General features: G+C 70.2%; 12 protein-coding genes. 7 read left to right on the forward strand and 5 right to left on the reverse strand.

Annotated elements, in window-relative coordinates; genetic code table 11:
* Nucleotides 1–251: 251 nt before the first annotated feature.
* Nucleotides 252–1,493, forward strand: a complete 1,242-nt coding sequence (locus tag ACIBG8_RS29995; protein ID WP_397346361.1) for a cytochrome P450 — start codon at nucleotides 252–254, stop codon at nucleotides 1,491–1,493.
* On the opposite strand, the gene ACIBG8_RS30000 is transcribed toward ACIBG8_RS29995, so the two are convergent.
* A complete protein-coding gene (locus ACIBG8_RS30000) occupies nucleotides 1,481–2,932 on the reverse strand; it encodes an FAD-dependent oxidoreductase (RefSeq protein WP_397346362.1) in 1,452 nt (483 codons plus the stop codon). The two genes, ACIBG8_RS29995 and ACIBG8_RS30000, sit on opposite strands and share 13 nt — an antisense overlap.
* Before the next feature lie 34 nt (nucleotides 2,933–2,966).
* Between ACIBG8_RS30000 and ACIBG8_RS30005 the strand changes: the two genes are divergently transcribed.
* Nucleotides 2,967–3,647, forward strand: a complete 681-nt coding sequence (locus ACIBG8_RS30005; protein ID WP_397346363.1) for a TetR/AcrR family transcriptional regulator — start codon at nucleotides 2,967–2,969, stop codon at nucleotides 3,645–3,647.
* Here ACIBG8_RS30005 and ACIBG8_RS30010 read toward each other — a convergent pair.
* Nucleotides 3,634–4,212, reverse strand: coding sequence for a TetR/AcrR family transcriptional regulator C-terminal domain-containing protein (locus tag ACIBG8_RS30010; protein WP_397346364.1), 579 nt, complete (start codon nucleotides 4,210–4,212; stop codon nucleotides 3,634–3,636). The genes ACIBG8_RS30005 and ACIBG8_RS30010 overlap by 14 nt on opposite strands.
* A 53-nt stretch (nucleotides 4,213–4,265) precedes the next feature.
* On the opposite strand from ACIBG8_RS30010, the gene ACIBG8_RS30015 reads away from it, so the two are divergent.
* The 3 genes from ACIBG8_RS30015 to ACIBG8_RS30025 all read left to right on the forward strand — a co-directional run bounded on the left by ACIBG8_RS30015 (nucleotide 4,266) and on the right by ACIBG8_RS30025 (nucleotide 6,822).
* The gene (locus tag ACIBG8_RS30015) at nucleotides 4,266–4,667 is read left to right on the forward strand and encodes an ester cyclase (protein WP_397346365.1); all 402 of its coding nucleotides are present in this window, start codon (nucleotides 4,266–4,268) and stop codon (nucleotides 4,665–4,667) included.
* Nucleotides 4,668–4,731: 64 nt separating this feature from the next.
* Nucleotides 4,732–5,568: an alpha/beta fold hydrolase gene (locus tag ACIBG8_RS30020; protein ID WP_397346366.1), complete on the forward strand. Its 837-nt coding sequence runs from the start codon at nucleotides 4,732–4,734 to the stop codon at nucleotides 5,566–5,568.
* Between the two features lie 87 nt (nucleotides 5,569–5,655).
* Nucleotides 5,656–6,822, forward strand: coding sequence for a cytochrome P450 (locus ACIBG8_RS30025; RefSeq protein ID WP_397347800.1), 1,167 nt, complete (start codon nucleotides 5,656–5,658; stop codon nucleotides 6,820–6,822).
* Here ACIBG8_RS30025 and ACIBG8_RS30030 read toward each other — a convergent pair.
* Entirely contained in the window at nucleotides 6,797–7,783 is a 987-nt protein-coding gene (locus ACIBG8_RS30030) for a methyltransferase domain-containing protein (protein ID WP_397346367.1), read from the reverse strand. The genes ACIBG8_RS30025 and ACIBG8_RS30030 overlap by 26 nt on opposite strands.
* A gap of 141 nt (nucleotides 7,784–7,924) precedes the next feature.
* Nucleotides 7,925–9,103: a beta-ketoacyl-[acyl-carrier-protein] synthase family protein gene (locus ACIBG8_RS30035; RefSeq protein WP_397346368.1), complete on the reverse strand. Its 1,179-nt coding sequence runs from the start codon at nucleotides 9,101–9,103 to the stop codon at nucleotides 7,925–7,927.
* A 133-nt stretch (nucleotides 9,104–9,236) separates the two neighbouring features.
* Between ACIBG8_RS30035 and ACIBG8_RS30040 the strand changes: the two genes are divergently transcribed.
* Entirely contained in the window at nucleotides 9,237–10,448 is a 1,212-nt protein-coding gene (locus tag ACIBG8_RS30040) for a cytochrome P450 (RefSeq protein ID WP_397346369.1), read from the forward strand.
* A gap of 168 nt (nucleotides 10,449–10,616) precedes the next feature.
* Here ACIBG8_RS30040 and ACIBG8_RS30045 read toward each other — a convergent pair whose 3' ends face one another.
* A complete protein-coding gene (locus ACIBG8_RS30045; protein ID WP_397346370.1) occupies nucleotides 10,617–12,476 on the reverse strand; it encodes a hypothetical protein in 1,860 nt (619 codons plus the stop codon).
* Between the two features lie 468 nt (nucleotides 12,477–12,944).
* Here ACIBG8_RS30045 and leuS point away from each other — a divergent pair, with 468 nt between their 5' ends.
* On the forward strand, nucleotides 12,945–15,395 hold the full coding sequence (gene leuS / locus ACIBG8_RS30050) for a leucine--tRNA ligase (RefSeq protein WP_397346371.1): 2,451 nt from the start codon (nucleotides 12,945–12,947) through the stop codon (nucleotides 15,393–15,395).
* Nucleotides 15,396–15,454 lie beyond the last annotated feature (59 nt).

A 15,454-nucleotide genomic window follows, 5' to 3' on the forward strand; every position in this document is an offset into this window, starting at 1 on the left:
AAAACCCCAACCTCCCCTCGCAGGAGGGTCACCCCAAAAGAAGGGTCACCCTCCTGCGAGGGTCACTCCTTCTTTTGGGGTGACCCCCTGCGGGGGGAAGCCCAGTGAGGGCTGGTCCCTCCTTGGGTGTGACCCTGACAGGAGGGTGGCCCTCTCTTAAGGGCTTTCGAGGTTTGGGGTGGGTCTGAGGGCGTCAAGGTGTGGGGTGGGACCGTCTTGACGTAAGTGGGCACTTGCACAACTCTGGAAGGATGGTGGACCTCTCCGAGATCCCGTTCTGGGCGCTCCCGCAGGCCGAGCGCATGGCCGCCTTCCGCGAGCTCCGCGCCCTCGACCGCCCCATGTTCGTGAAGGAAAACATCGTCCCCTTCGTAGGCGGCGGCCAGGGCTACTACGCCCTCGTACGGCACGCCGACGTGACCGAGGCCAGCCGCAACGCCGCCGTGTTCAGCAGCGAACCCTGCTCCAACAGCATCCCCGACATGCCCAGATGGCTGGCCGTCTACTTCGGCTCGATGATCAACATGGACGACCCCCGCCACGCCAGGCTGAGGAGGATCGTGTCCCGGGCCTTCACCCCACGGGTGCTGGCCAAGATGGAGGAGGACCTCGCCAAGGCAGCCGCCGAGATCGTCGACCAGGCCATGCGCGAAGGCCCCAAAGACTTCGTCACGCAGATCGCCGCAAGACTCCCCGTCCGCGTGATCTGCGACATGATGGGCGTTCCCGCGAAATTTCATGACATGGTGCTGCGCCGTACCAACCTGATCCTCGGCAACACGGACACCGAGTACACAGGCGTAGAACCCGACTACACCAACCGCTGGAACGTAGCCCGAGGCCTGGGAAAGCTCCTCCACGCCGGCTACTCACTCAACCGCCTGGCCGCCAAACTCGGCGACGAACGACGCAAGAACCCCACAGGCGACCTGGTCAGCCTTCTGGTCGGCGGCGAGGAGTCCCTGACGTCCCAGGAGCTCGGCTCCTTCTTCATCCTCCTGGTGGTCGCCGGCAGCGAGACGACACGCAACGCCATCGCCTACGGGCTCAAGCTCTTCACCGACCATCCGGAACAACGGGCACTCCTCCTGGAGGACTTCGACGCCCGCATCGTGAAGGCCTGCGATGAGATCGTCCGCTACTCCACCCCGGTCATCCAGTTCCGCCGCACCCTGACCCGCGACCACACCATGAACGACGTCGACTACAAGGCGGGCGACAAGGTCCTCCTCTTCTACAACTCCGCCAACCGCGACGAGACCGTCTTCAAGGACCCGGACACCTTCGACATCACCCGCGACCCCAACCCCCACGTCGGCTTCGGCGGTCCTGGCCCGCACTATTGCCTCGGCGCCCACCTGGCCAGGCGCGAGATGACGGTGATGTTCCGCGAGCTCTTCACCCGCGTGCCCGATATCCGCGCCACCGGCGACCCCGACTTCCTCCTCTCGAACTTCATCAACGGCGTCAAACACCTCGACTACGCCTGGTAGAGCTGCGCGGCCATGACCGCGGGCAGCTCGGCCGGGTCGGTACCCCGCCAGGCGACGACGCCGTCGGGCCGGACGAGCAGGGGACCGTACGGCCAGCCGTCGATGTGCCTGGCGCCCTTCCACGCGGTGTCGCCCGTGGCGGCCAGCACGGTGAAGCGCGACTCCACGAGGTCCAGCGACGACACGCCCGGCGCGACCCACACGTGGGGGACGCGGGAGCCGACCGAGCCGTCCAGGTCCAGCTCGACGTCCTCGGTGGAGGGCAGCTCCAGGATGGGCGTGCCGTACCGGTAGCCCAGGTGCGCCACGTGCGCGGCGACGGCTCCCACGCGGGCGCGCTCCTCTGCCATGCCGGGCGCCCAGTGCAGCCGGGGGTCGGCCAGGCGCAGCAGCGCCTGTTCCATGGTCATCACGGCCACCGGGCGGCGCTCTGCCGCGTAGGTGTCCAGGAGCCCGGGGCCCGCCTCGCCGCGCAACACGTAGGCGAGCTTCCACGCCAGGTTGTGCGCGTCGGCGACCCCGGTGTTCATCCCGAACGCCCCCAGCGGCGGCACCGCGTGCGCCGCGTCGCCGGCCAGGAACACCCGCCCGGCGGAGAACGCGTCGGCGACCAGGGCGCGCGGCTTCCACGGCAGCACGCTGACGATCTCGACGTCCACCGACGGGTCGCCGATCGCCGCCAGCACCAGCTCGCGGGCGTCGTCGGCGTGGCCCTGGGTGTGGAAGACCCACTCCTTCTCCCCGTCGATCGTCACGAGCATCCCCGGCGAGTCCGGCGTGGTCACGTCGCACACCGCGAACCGGGCGTCGCCCACGATCCCCCGCAGATCAGCGCGGAAGAGCACGTTGTTGATGCTCTCGCCGACCGCTCCAGGCCCGGAGGTGCCGATGCCCAGCGCCGAGCGCACGGTGCTCCGTACGCCGTCCGCGCCGATGACGTAGCGGGCGCGCACCTCGTGGCACCCGTCGGGGCCCTCCAGCATGGCCGTGACGCCGTCGGCGTCCTGGCGCAGCTCCAGGAGGGTCGTGCCGTAGGTGACCGGGACCCGCCCGAGCAGCACCCCGTCGAGCCGGTCCTGCGGGCAGGTGCCGCGCAACACCCCGGGCGTGTACGCCGGAGGCGTGGCGGACACCTGCGCGCTGGGCGTCATGGCGGAGAAGTCGGCCGAGGCCAGCGTGGACACCGAGATCTTGCCGAGCGAGCGCCCGTGGTGGTCGATGGCGACCGCGTTGACCGCGTCGGCCAGCCCGACCTCGCGCAGGAACTCCATGGTGCGTGGCCCGATCCCGGTGGCGCGCGGGTGGACCTGAGGCCCGTCGGCGCGCTCGACGACGGTCGCGCGAACGCCGTGATGGGCGAGGAAGACCGCGGCGCTGAGCCCGACGGTGCCGCCGCCGACGATGAGGACATCTTCTGTGGGAACACTGTTGCCGTTCATGGGAACACTGTAACCACACCGGTAGAATGTGTCCATGTCACTGGTGTGGAACCGCGAGCCGTACAGCCCGAAAAGGCAGGCGCTCAGCGTGGACGGCCTGGTCAGGGCGGCCGTCGCGCTCGCCGACGCGGAGGGCCTGGACGCGCTGTCGATGCGCAGGGTCGCGGCCGAGCTCGGCTCGGGCACCACCTCGGTCTACCGCTACGTCAAGAACCGCGACGAGCTGCTCGACCTGATGGTCGACGCGGTCCGCGGCGAGCGCGAGGTGCTTCCACGAAGCGGTGACTGGCGCGCGGACCTGGCCGCCGTCGCGTACGGCCAGCGTGACCTCATGCTGCGCCACCCGTGGCTGGGCACGCTGCTCAGCACCCGCCCTGCGCTGGGCCCGCACTCGCTGCGCCACCTGGACCACGCCCTGGCCGTGGCCGAGTCGCTGACCGGAGACCCCACGCGCGCCGCGAACGTGATCGGGCTCATCGGCGACTACGTGCTCGGCGCCGTGTCGCGGGAGCTGGCGGAGAACGAGGCGCACCGCCGTACGGGGCAGTCTGAGGACGAGTGGCGCGCGAGCGTCGCCCCCTACATCAGGCAGGTCGTCGAGAGCGGCGCCTATCCGCACTTCGCCCGGCGGATCGTGGACGCGCGCGATCCGAGCTTCGCCGAGCAGTTCGCCTTCGGGCTCGACGCCATCCTCGACGGGATCAGCGCGGGCTGAGCCCGCTCAGCAGCGCGTCCAGGGCGTACGCGAAGCGGTCGCGATGGTCCTCCGGCGTGCCGAGCCCGGCCGCGACCGCGGCGGCCAGGGTGGGATACGCCGAAAAGTCAGGTGAGGACTCGCCTGAGGGCACCTCGGCCAGCGTCTGGCCCACCACGAACGTCGACACCGACGTGATCACGTGCAGCGCCCCCGTCGGCGTGAACCCCTCGGCGACCAGCGCCGCAGCCGCCCGCTCGACCGTGGCCAGCCCGCCGGGCGTGGCCACCGGGCGCACCGCCACGACCGGCAGCAGCGCGGGATGCGCGAGCAGCTCCCTGCGGAACGACAGCGCGTAGTTTCTGGCCCACACGCGCCACGGACCCTCCGTACGCACGTCGACCCTGGCGACCACCAGCTCCACCAGGCCGTCGAGGACCGCGTCCTTGTTCGGCACGTAGTAGTAGAGCGTCATCGCCTCGACGCCCAGCTCCTTGCCCAGCTTGCGCATCGAGAGCGCGTCGATCCCGTCCCTGTCGGCCAGCGCCAGCGCGGCCTGGAGGATTCTCTCTCTGGACAGCGTCATACACCGTAAGATACCGTTCTCTTACACCGTAAGAAACAGGGAAGGGAATCACTGTGAAGGGCTTCTTCGACGCCATCAACGAGCGCCGCCTCGACGACCTGCACGACTACATGGCGGCGGACGTGGTCGACCACAACAAGATCATTCATGGCGAGCCCGACGAGCCGGGCGCCGCGTTCGACGGCATCCGCATGCAGCTGGAGGCGTTCGACCCCTTCCGCATCGAGGTCGAGGAGCTGATCGAGCAGGGCGACAAGGTCGTCGCCAGGGTGACCATGTCGGGCACGCACAGCGGCACGCACCCCAGGATGCCGACGCCGACCGGCAAGAGCTTCCAGAACGAGGCGATCTTCGTCTTCACCGTCAAGGACGGCAAGATCGGCGAGATCCGCGGCGTCAGCGACCGGCTCGGCCTGTTCTTCCAGCTCGGCTGGGACTGGCCCGAGATCGACTGAGCGCGAAGAAACCCCGTCGTCCCTTAGTGCTCCTGGAGCCCTGCCGATGCTAGGTTTCCGCACCATGGAGATCAGGACTATTCACGCCAATGGGGTGGAGTTCGCCTATCTGGCGTTAGGTGTCGGCCCGCTGGCGTTGTGCCTGCACGGTTTCCCCGACACCGCCCACACGTGGCGGCACCTGATGCCGGAGCTGGCCGAGCGCGGATACCGGGCCGTTGCGCCGTTCATGCGCGGCTACGCGCCCACCGAGGTTCCGGCGGACGGCGCCTACGAGGGCGGTGCGCTCGTGGCCGACGTGCTGGCGCTGCACGAGGAGCTGGGCGGCGACGAGAACGCGGTGGTGATCGGCCACGACTGGGGCGCGCTGCCCGTGTACGGCACGACCGAGCGGTTCCGCAGGTCGGTCGCGCTCGCCGTACCGCCCATCGACGCGCTCCTCACCGGTTTCTTCGGCTACGAACAGCTCAAGCGCTCCTTCTACATCTTCCTCTTCCAGACCGGCCTCGCCGAGACCGCCGCCTCCGCGCCCGGCTTCCTCGACGCGCTCTGGGCCGACTGGTCGCCCGGCTACGACGCCGCCCAGGACCTGGAGTTCGTCCGCCAGAGCATCGGCAGCCCCGAGAACCTAGCCGCGGCCATCGGCTACTACCGCGCCATGCTCGGCGCCACCCCGCCCTCCGGTCGCTTCCCCGACCCGCCCAAGGCGAGCGAGCCCGTCCTCTACCTGCACGGCCAGCGGGACGGCTGCCTCGGCGCCGACCTGGCCAAGGACGTGACCACCTTCCTGCCGGACGGCTCGCGGGCCGAGGTGGTCGCCGACGCCGGGCACTTCCTCCACCTCGAGCGCCCGCGCGAGGTCGGTCAACTCGTCCTCGACTGGATCGGCGCAGCCCCCTAATGTAGAAACAGAATCACGTTCTACTTGGAGGCCGCCGTGACGCTCGGGGACATCGACCTGTCGGACCTGGAATTCTGGGCTCGCCCGATGGCCGACAGGGAGGCGGCGTTCGCCGTTCTCCGGGCTCAGCCGAAACCGGTCAAGTTCGTCGAGGAGGAGATCAGCTTCGCCCCGGCCGGCCCCGGCTACTACGCGCTCGTGCGGCACGCCGACATCGTCGAGGCCAGCCGCAACCCCGAGATCTTCTGCTCGGGGCAGAGCTCGACCTCGATCCACGACCTGCCGACCGAGTTCAACGAGTACTTCGGCTCGATGATCAACATGGACGACCCCAGGCACGCCCGCCTGCGCCGGATCGTCTCGCGCGCCTTCACGCCCAAGATGATCAAGCAGTTCGAGCTCGACGTGCAGGCTGAGGCGGCGCAGATCGTCTCCGGGCTCCAGCCTGGGGACGACTTCGTGCTCAAGGCGGCGGCCCGGCTGCCGCTGAAGATCATCTGCGACATGATGGGCATCCCCGAGTCCGACTACCAGACCGTCTTCGACGCCTCCAACGTCATCCTGTCCGGCGGCGACCCCGAGTTCATCGGCGACGGCAGCAACGCCGCCGAGCTGCTCCTCGGCGCGGGCCAGCGGCTCCAGGACCTGGTCAAGACGCTCGCCCAGGAGCGGCCGACCGGCCTGATCGCCGCGCTGACCAGCGCCAACATCGACGGCGAGCAGCTCACGCTGCAGGAGCTGGGGTCGTTCTTCGTCCTGCTGGTCGTCGCGGGCAACGAGACCACGCGCAACGCCATCTCGCACGGCCTGCACCTGTTCACCGAGAACCCCTCCCAGCGGGCTCTGCTCCTGGAGGACCTCGACGGCAGGCTGCCTGGCGCTGTCGAGGAGATCGTGCGGCTCGCCTCGCCCGTGGCGTGGATGCGCCGCACGCTCACCCGCGACTACTCGATGAACGGCATGGACTACCGCACCGGCGACAAGGTGCTGCTGTATTACTGGGCGGCCAACCGCGACGAGGCCGTCTTCGACTCGCCGCACAGCTTCGACATCATGCGCAGCCCCAACCCGCACGTCGGGTTCGGCGGGCCTGGGCCGCACTTCTGCCTGGGGGCGCACCTGGCGCGCAGGGAGATCTCGGTGCTGTTCCGCGAGCTGTTCACCAGGCACCCGCAGATCAGGTCCGTCGGTGAGCCTGACCGGCTGCTGTCCAGCTTCATCAACGGCATCAAGCACCTGACCTGCGACTTCTGAGGACGGCCAGCGTCGGGTGCAGCCCGGCCAGGCTCACGGCGAAGCTGCGCTCGACCACCATCCCGTGCCACTCGTCCTCGTGCAGCAGTGCGACCACCCGCCCGCCGGGCGCCAGGACGCGGGCGATCTCGCGCCACAGCGCGCCCCGGTCGGCGCGCAGCAGCCCGGCCGCGCCGACCTGCCGTCCCCAGGGCGGGTTGACCAGCACCCGGTCGACGCTGCCGCCGGGCAGCGGCAGCCGTCCCGCGTCACCGGTCAGCCACGCGGCCACGCCAGGCCCGTTGGCCGCGGCGACACGCACGGCTTCGTAGCGGTGGTCGACGCCGACGTAGCGGGCGCGCGGGTTGAGCGCGTGCGCCTCGATGAGCGTCGTGCCCGCGCCGCAACACGGGTCGAGCACCGTGCCGACCGGCCCGGCCAGCCGGGCCATCGCGGCGGCCAGCGGCGGGTGCAGCGTTCCCGGGACCGTCCCGACCTTGTACGGCCTGCGGTGCGCCGGGCGCTCGCCCGGCCTGAGCGCGAGCACCGCCTCCTCACCCTCGACGGTCAGCCGCCACGCACGGGTGCCGGGCGGCGGCGCCACCCCGCCCCTGCGCGAGTGGTACGGCACGCGCAACCTGCCCGCGAGCGCGCCCCCTACGGCGTCTTCGAGGTCGTAGCGGTTGTAGGCGCGGCGGCCCAGGAACGAGGCGGACACGTCGATGCCTTCCGAAGCGTCCACACCGTCGAGGTCGATCGCGGCCACCGCCCTCGCCAGCCGTACCAGCGCCTGCCTGCCCGCGCCCACCTCGGGCAGGACCGTCACGACGCGCAGGACGTCGTCGGCGGTCCGCAGGTGGGGGAGCCGGGGGGAGTCGAACCACACCTCGCGGTGGCGCGTGCGGCGCACGGCGCCTGACTCGCGGATCTCCTCGCCGACCAATGACTCGATGCCCCGGATGGTCCGGGCGAGCAGTTGCACGTTCCTTCTCCCACGTCGCGACCCGGGGCGGCGCGAAAGCGCGGCCCCGCATCGCCGGCGGTGGGGTCAGCCCGCGACCCGCCGGCGGGTCGCTAACGCAGGAAGAAGAACGTCGTCACATGATCAGGCTAGCAGGGGCCTTCAAGGGGTTATCAGGAGCGAGGCGTTGTGCCCGCCGAAGCCGAAGGCGTTGACGAGCACCGGTCCTGGCGTCCAGGGCCGGGTCCCGGTGACGACGTCCAGCTTCACCTGCGGGTCCACCCGGGTGACGTTGACCGTGCCCGGAATGCGGCCGTCCCTGATCGACTGGACGGCGGCCACCGCGGCCAGCGACCCGGCCGCGCCGCACAGGTGCCCGGTCATCGACTTGATCGCCGTCACCGCCGGGTGCCTGCCGATCGCCGACGCGATCGCCTCGGCCTCCACCACGTCGCCGGCCGGGGTCGCGGTGGCGTGCGCCTGCACCTGGGTGACGTCCAGCGGGTCCACGTCGGCCAGCGCCATCCGCATCGCCCGCACCTGCCCGTCGAGCTGCGAGGCGGTGATGTGGTCGGCGTTCGCGGTCACTCCCGCGCCCGCCAGCGAGGCCAGCACCTGCGCGCCGCGCGCCGCGGCGAACGAGGCCCGCTCCAGCACGACCAGCGCCGCTCCCTCGCCGAGCACGAACCCGTCCCTGGAGACGTCGAACGGGCGCGACCCGGTCGCCGAGACCGCCTTGGCCTGCGAGAAGGCGGCCAGCGTCAGCGGGTGCACGCACGCCTCGGCGCCGCCCGCGACCACCACGTCGGCGCGGCCCAGCCTGATCAGGTCGAGCCCGTACGCGATCGCCTCAGCTCCGGACGCGCACGCGCTGACGGGGGTGTGCGCTCCCGCCCGCGCGCCGAGCTCGATGCTCACCCAGGCGGCCGGGCCGTTCGGCATGAGCATGGGAAGGGTGTGCGGCGAGACCCTGCGCACGCCCCTGGCCTCCAGGACGTCGTCCTGGCCGAGCGCGGTCAGCAGGCCGCCTACGCCGGTGCCGACGACGACGGCGAGCCGGTTCGGGGCCACCATCGGCCGTCCGGCGTCCGCCCACGCCTGCCTGGCCGCCAGCAGGGCGATCTGCTCCACCCGGTCGAGCCGCCTGGCCTGGGCGCGGTCGAGGAGCGGGGCCGGTTCGACGGCCAGGGTGGCGGCGATGCGCACCGGCAGGTCAGCGGCCCACGGCTCGTCGAGCGCCGCCACGCCGGAGCGACCGGCCAGCAGCCCGGCCCACGTGGACTCGACATCACCGCCCAGCGGGGTCGTCGCGCCGAGACCGGTGATCACCGCTTCGCTCATGCCCCCCACGCTGCCAAACGTGGTGGGCGTTCGCCGGTGTGGTGATCAGCTACAAATTCGAGCGAAATATCAGTCGAGAACATGATTGCTTCGGTGCGTTGACGTAAGTAGTTGATTTGCGAATCATTGGCGCATGACCCTTGATCTGTCGGATCCGGCGTTCTGGGCCAGGCCCATGGCCGAGCGGGAAGAGGCCTTCGACCAGCTGCGCGCGCTCGACCGGCCGGCCTTCTTCGAGGAGATGGAGATCTCCTTCGCGCCTCGCGGACCCGGCTACCACGCGCTCGTACGGCACGCCGACATCCTGGAGGCCAGCCGCAACCCCGAGGTGTTCTCGTCGGGGCAGGGCGGGGCGACCAACATCCCGGACATGCCGCCCGAGTTCACCGAGTACTTCGGGTCGATGATCAACATGGACGATCCCCGGCACGCGCGGCTGCGGCGGATCGTCTCGCGCGCCTTCACGCCCAAGATGATCAAGCAGTTCGAGCTCGACGTGCAGGCCGAGGCGGCGCGGATCGTCGCAGGGCTCCAGTCTGGGGACGACTTCGTGCTCAAGGCGGCGTCGCGGCTGCCGCTGAAGATCATCTGCGACATGATGGGGATCGGGGAGGAGTCGTACGACTTCGTCTTCGAGCGGTCCAACTTCATCCTGGGCGGGTTCGACCCGGAGTACACCGGGGGGAACCTGGAGGACCTCGCGACGCGGTTGCTGGCGGCGGGGATGGAGCTGCAGGAGCTGGTGCAGCGGTTGGCATCCGCCGAGCCGCGCGGGCTGACCGCCGCGTTGGTCAACGCGAACATCGACGGGGAGCGGCTGACGATGCAGGAGCTGGGGTCGTTCTTCATCCTGCTGGTCATCGCGGGCAACGAGACCACCCGCAACGCGATCTCCTACGGCTTGCGCCTGCTGACCCGCAACCCCGCCCAGCGCGCCCTGCTCCTGGAGGACCTGGACGGTCGTCTGCCGGGGGCGGTCGAGGAGATCGTCCGGCTGGCGTCGCCGGTGAACTTCATGCGCCGCAAGGTGACCCGCGACTTCACCATGAACGGGAACCTGTACCGGGAGGGGGAGAAGGTGGTGCTCTTCTACTGGGCGGCCAACCGCGACCCGTCCGTGTTCGCCTCGCCGTACAGCTTCGACATCCTGCGCAACCCGAACCCCCATGTGGGGTACGGCGGGCCCGGGCCGCATTTCTGCCTCGGCGCGCACCTGGCCCGCAGGGAGATCACGGTGCTGTTCCGCGAGCTGCTGACCCGGTTGCCGCACATCGAGGGCGGAAAACCGGACCGCCTGCACTCCAGCTTCATCAACGGCATCAAACACATGCAATGCACCTTCTAGCCCCAACACTGAGCTTCCAAAGGAAGCCCAGCCCGTGCGGGACCTCTGGGCGCGCCCAAAGCCCTCGGGACCCCTGCCGTGCTTCTGAAGGAAGCCCGACCCGTGCGGGACCTCTGGGCGCGTACAAAACCCCCGGGTGTGCGGACCCGGGGGTTTGTGGAAGGACCGTCAGCCCTGAGCGGTGGTGGGCTTGATGGACTTGAAGACCGTGTTCACATCAGGCAGCAGGTTCTTGCTGATCCCCGGCACCGACATGTAAACGATCGACGGCGCGTCCCCACCCGTGCTGACCGCCGCCACGACCACCGTCGTCTTGGCATCCCCAGCAGTCACCTCGTAAGCGATCAACCGCGCAGGCAGCCCGCCCACCTTGAGAGCCTGCTGCGCCGTCTTCTTGACCGTGTTCCCCTCAGGGAAGAGCTTCTTACGCGCGTTGACCACCACAGCCTTGATCACCGGCTCGAGGTCGTCCGGCGAGGTGTAGTACTTCGTCAACGTCGGAGCCAGCGGCCCCGTCATGACCTGCGCCGAGATCGGGTTCCCCGCGGCATCGGCGCCGACCTTGACGAACTGCCTGGTGGAGAATCCGTACGTCGACTTGATCAACGTCCCGCGCTGGTCGAGCAGCCACCGCCCGCCCAGCCGCGCGACGCTGATCCCCGCGCTCGGGTCGGCGAGCGCCCCGGCGACCGGCGACGCCGTACCAGGGAACTTCGGCAGCCTGGGGATCTGGTTCTTGGGCGGCGTCGTGCTGCTGGTCTTGGGGGACGAGGACGGCGCGGCGGTCGGGAGGGCCGCGCTCTTCGGCGGGTCCTCGCTGGCCAGCGGCCCCGCCCAGAACGCCCACACCAGACCCGCGACCAGCGCGATCGCCACCGACCCGGCCAGCGCGTAGATCCACACGGGACGGCTCGGCTCGTCGTCATCGTCGTCCAGTCGGCGGTCGTCGCCGATGGCCTCGTAGTTGTCGCCGAAGACGGTGTTCCAGAGCTCCTGCTGGCGCTCGGGCGGCGGGGTGCGCGAGCCGCTGATCTGCCCCGCCGTCACGAACGGGCGGTCGGGGTCTGAGGGGTCGCGGCTGAGGTTGGCGCCGGGCCTGGGGGCGTCCGGGTGGTTGTACGGCGGCGCCTCAGGCCCGCCCGCCTGGTTGCCGAAGGGCTGCGCCTCCGGCGACCCGGCCTGGGGGTTGTACGGCGGAGCCTCTGCGGCGGCCGCGGCCTGGTTGTAGGAGACGGTGCGCTCAAGGGGATCGCCCTGCGCCGGAGCCTGCGGCGGCCACGGGGTGGACGGGTCGAGCGGATCCATCCCGGACGGCTGCCCACCCGGGAACCCGCCACCCGGCTGACCGGCGCCCGGGTATCCACTACCCGGCTCACCTGCGCCCGGGTATCCACCACCTGGCTGACCAGCGGCCGGATATGCGCCGGACGGCTGCGCACCGGAGGGCGGCTGCGCGCCAGGGTGCCCACCAGTCGGTCCCGCCTGGGGTGGCCACGGCGCCGGGCTGCTCAGATTCGCCCACGCACTGTTGGACCCCTGCCCGTTCTGCGGATCCTGCCACCCAGCCCCTTGCCCGTTCTGCGGGTTCTGGCCGTCATGTCTGGAAGGTCCCTGCGGGTCCTGCCACGCGGCTCCCTGGGCCTCGGGCCACGCGGGCGCCGGCCCCTGCTGGGCGTCGGACCACGAGCCCTGCCCGTTCTGCGTCTCGGGCCACCCGCCCGAGGCGGGGCCGTTCTGGGATTCGGGCCACCCGCCTGCGGCGGGGCCGTTCTGGGTGCCTGAGGGGCGGGTGTCCGGCCACGGCGGTTGACCTGCCTGGGTGCTCTGGGCGTCCGACCAGGCGGGCAGGGGGTCCTGCCGCGGAGGATCGGGCCACGCGGGCGGTTCCCGGCGCGACGACGACGTGTCAGGCCAGCCCGGCGGCGCCTCCTGCGGTGGCAGCTCCGGCCACGAGGTGGGGACGTCGGCGCGCGGCGCCTCCGGCCAGGACGGTGGCAGATGTGGTGCTCCGGAATTCTCCGTTGCCATTGCTGCCGTACCTCCCGAGGTTATGTCCGGATTTGACGCATCGGGCATGATCTCATGCTCGGCGGGGGGTTCCGCAGCGAAACGCGAGAAGCCTTCGCGAAACAGCAGGCCAGTGGGGTCGGTCGGCGGATCCTGCATCGGCAGGTCGGCCTCCGAACGCTCTGGTTCAGCTGGGTGCGCCACAGTGGTGAGAGTAATCTAATGGGACATAAGAGGTCACAACGGATACGTCACCATCGGGTTGCGGCGCATCCGAAGGGTCCATTCTGCCCGCGCGACCCTTGCGGATATCGGCTTTCGGTGCAAGAGGTGCGCTAGGCTTGGTGTATGCGTTCCGCGACCCTGCTTCTTAGCGGGCCGCGACGGCCGTAGCTCGCCTCGCCGTCGCGGCTGCCCCTCGTTGTGGACGACGAGGGGTTTTCTTATGGGCGAGATGCCAAGGGTCTGAGCCAACCGAAGGAAACCGCCGTGAGTGAGTACGACCCGCAGGCGCTGCAGATCAAGTGGCAGCAGCGCTGGGAGGAACAGGATCCGTTCCGGGCGAGCGAGGACGCCGCCGACCCCCGTGAGCGGCGCTACATGCTCGACATGTTCCCCTACCCGTCGGGCGACCTGCACATGGGCCACGGCGAGGTGTTCGCCATCGGCGACGTCGTCGCGCGCTACTGGTTCCAGCAGGGCTACAACGTCCTGCACCCCATCGGGTGGGACTCCTTCGGCCTGCCCGCCGAGAACGCCGCGATCAAGCGCAACGCGCACCCGGCCGAGTGGACCTACGCCAACATCGAGGTCCAGGCCGAGTCGTTCCGGCGTTACGCGATCTCCTTCGACTGGTCGCGCCGCCTGCACACCAGCGACCCCGAGTACTACCGCTGGAACCAGTGGCTGTTCATCCGCTTCTTCGAGCGCGGCCTGGCCTACCGCAAGGGCGGTCTGGTCAACTGGTGTCCCAACGACCAGACCGTGCTGGCCAACGAGCAGGTCGTGGCGGGCAAGTGCGAGCGCTGCGGCGCCGACGTCATCCGCCGCGAGCTGACCCAGTGGTACTTCAAGATCACCGACTACGCCGACCGGCTGCTGGACGACATGTCCCAGCTGGAGGGCGGCTGGCCGGAGCGCGTGCTGACCATGCAGCGCAACTGGATCGGCCGCTCCGAGGGCGCCGACGTCCAGTTCCAGATCGAGGGCCGCGACGAGCCGGTCACCGTCTACACGACGCGCCCCGACACGCTGTTCGGCGCCACGTTCTTCGTGGTCGCCGTCGACGCCGCGCTGGCCGACGAGATCTGCGACGACGAGCACCGGGCCGAGTTCGAGACCTACCGCGCCGAGGTCGCCAAGCTGAGCGACATCGAGCGCATGTCCACCGACAAGGACAAGACCGGCGTCTTCCTGGGCCGCTACGCGATCAACCCGGTGAACGGCGAGCGCATCCCGATCTGGGCGGCCGACTACGTGCTGTCCGACTACGGGCACGGCGCCATCATGGCGGTCCCCGCGCACGACCAGCGCGACCTGGACTTCGCCAGGAAGTTCGGCCTGCCGGTGCAGGTCGTCGTGCACACCGGCATGGCCGACCCGGGCGAGACGGGCATCGCCACGCCGGGCGAGGGCCAGCTGGTCAACTCGGGCCCGCTGGACGGGCTGTCCAAGGTCGAGGCGATCTCCACGATCATCTCCCACCTGGAGCAGGCCGGGCTGGGCCGGGGCACGGTCAACTTCCGCCTGCGCGACTGGCTGCTGTCGCGCCAGCGGTTCTGGGGCACGCCGATCCCGATCATCCACTGCGCCGACTGCGGCGAGGTCCCTGTGCCGGACGACCAGCTGCCGGTCACGCTGCCCGACCTGCGCGGCGAGGCGCTGGCGCCCAAGGGCGTCTCGCCCCTGGCGTCCGCGACCGACTGGGTCAACGTCGAGTGCCCCAAGTGCGGCGGCCCGGCCAAGCGCGACACCGACACGATGGACACGTTCGTCGACTCGGCGTGGTACTTCCTGCGCTACACCGACCCGCACTACACCGACGGCCCGTTCGACGTGGAGAAGGTCCGCAAGTGGGGGCCGATCGACATGTACGTCGGCGGCGTCGAGCACGCGGTGCTGCACCTGCTGTACTCGCGGTTCTTCACCAAGGTCCTGCACGACATGGGCATGGTCGACTTCACCGAGCCGTTCATGCGCCAGCTGGGCCAGGGCCAGGTCATCAACGGCGGCAAGGCGATGTCCAAGTCGCTGGGCAACGGCGTCGACCTGGGCAAGCAGATCGACGAGTTCGGCGTCGACGCGGTCAGGCTGACGATGTTGTTCGCCAGCCCGCCCGAGGACGACATCGACTGGGCCGACGTCTCGCCGTTCGCGTCGCAGAAATACCTGGCCCGCGCGTTCCGCGTCATGGACGAGGTCACGAGCGAGCCCGGCGTCTCCTTCGACAGCGGCGACCTGGCGCTGCGCCGGGTCACGCACAAGACCGTCGACGAGGTCACCAAGCTGGTCGAGTCCTACCGCTTCAACGTCGCCATCGCGCGCATGATGGAGCTGACCTCGGCGGCGCGCAAGGCGATCGACTCCGGTCCTGGCGCCGGTGACCCGGCGGTGCGCGAGGCGGCTGAGGCGCTGGCGGTCATGCTGTCGCTGGTCGCGCCCTACACGGCCGAGGAGGGCTGGGAGCGGCTGGGCCGTACCGGCTCGGTGGCCCTGGCGGGGTGGCCTGTCGCCGACCCGGCGCTGCTGGTGGAGGAGTCGGTGACGTGCGTGGTGCAGGTGGCGGGCAAGGTCCGCGACCGGCTGGAGGTCGCGCCGGACATCTCCGAGGGCGACCTGCGCGAGCTGGCGCTGGCCTCGGAGCGGGTCCAGGCCTTCCTGAACGGTGACCCGCGCAAGGTGATCGTCCGCGCACCCAAGCTGGTCAACATCGTCCCCTAGCCGGTCTTGGAACCCCCGGTCTCCCGCTGGCCGCGGTGAGGGGGAGACCCGTTGGGGGC

Origin of the sequence: Nonomuraea sp. NPDC050556 (genome assembly GCF_044457355.1) — a bacterium.
GTDB lineage: Bacteria > Actinomycetota > Actinomycetes > Streptosporangiales > Streptosporangiaceae > Nonomuraea.

Coding starts and splice junctions, on each gene's coding strand:
- ACIBG8_RS30025 (WP_397347800.1), top strand. CDS start 5,656: ATGGCCGACAGGGAGGCGGCGTTCGCCGTTCTCCGGGCTCAGCCGAAA.
- ACIBG8_RS30040 (WP_397346369.1), top strand. CDS start 9,237: ATGACCCTTGATCTGTCGGATCCGGCGTTCTGGGCCAGGCCCATGGCC.
- ACIBG8_RS29995 (WP_397346361.1), top strand. CDS start 252: ATGGTGGACCTCTCCGAGATCCCGTTCTGGGCGCTCCCGCAGGCCGAG.
- ACIBG8_RS30020 (WP_397346366.1), top strand. CDS start 4,732: ATGGAGATCAGGACTATTCACGCCAATGGGGTGGAGTTCGCCTATCTG.
- ACIBG8_RS30010 (WP_397346364.1), bottom strand. CDS start 4,212: ATGACGCTGTCCAGAGAGAGAATCCTCCAGGCCGCGCTGGCGCTGGCC.
- ACIBG8_RS30000 (WP_397346362.1), bottom strand. CDS start 2,932: ATGAACGGCAACAGTGTTCCCACAGAAGATGTCCTCATCGTCGGCGGC.
- ACIBG8_RS30005 (WP_397346363.1), top strand. CDS start 2,967: ATGTCACTGGTGTGGAACCGCGAGCCGTACAGCCCGAAAAGGCAGGCG.
- ACIBG8_RS30045 (WP_397346370.1), bottom strand. CDS start 12,476: ATGGCAACGGAGAATTCCGGAGCACCACATCTGCCACCGTCCTGGCCG.
- ACIBG8_RS30035 (WP_397346368.1), bottom strand. CDS start 9,103: ATGAGCGAAGCGGTGATCACCGGTCTCGGCGCGACGACCCCGCTGGGC.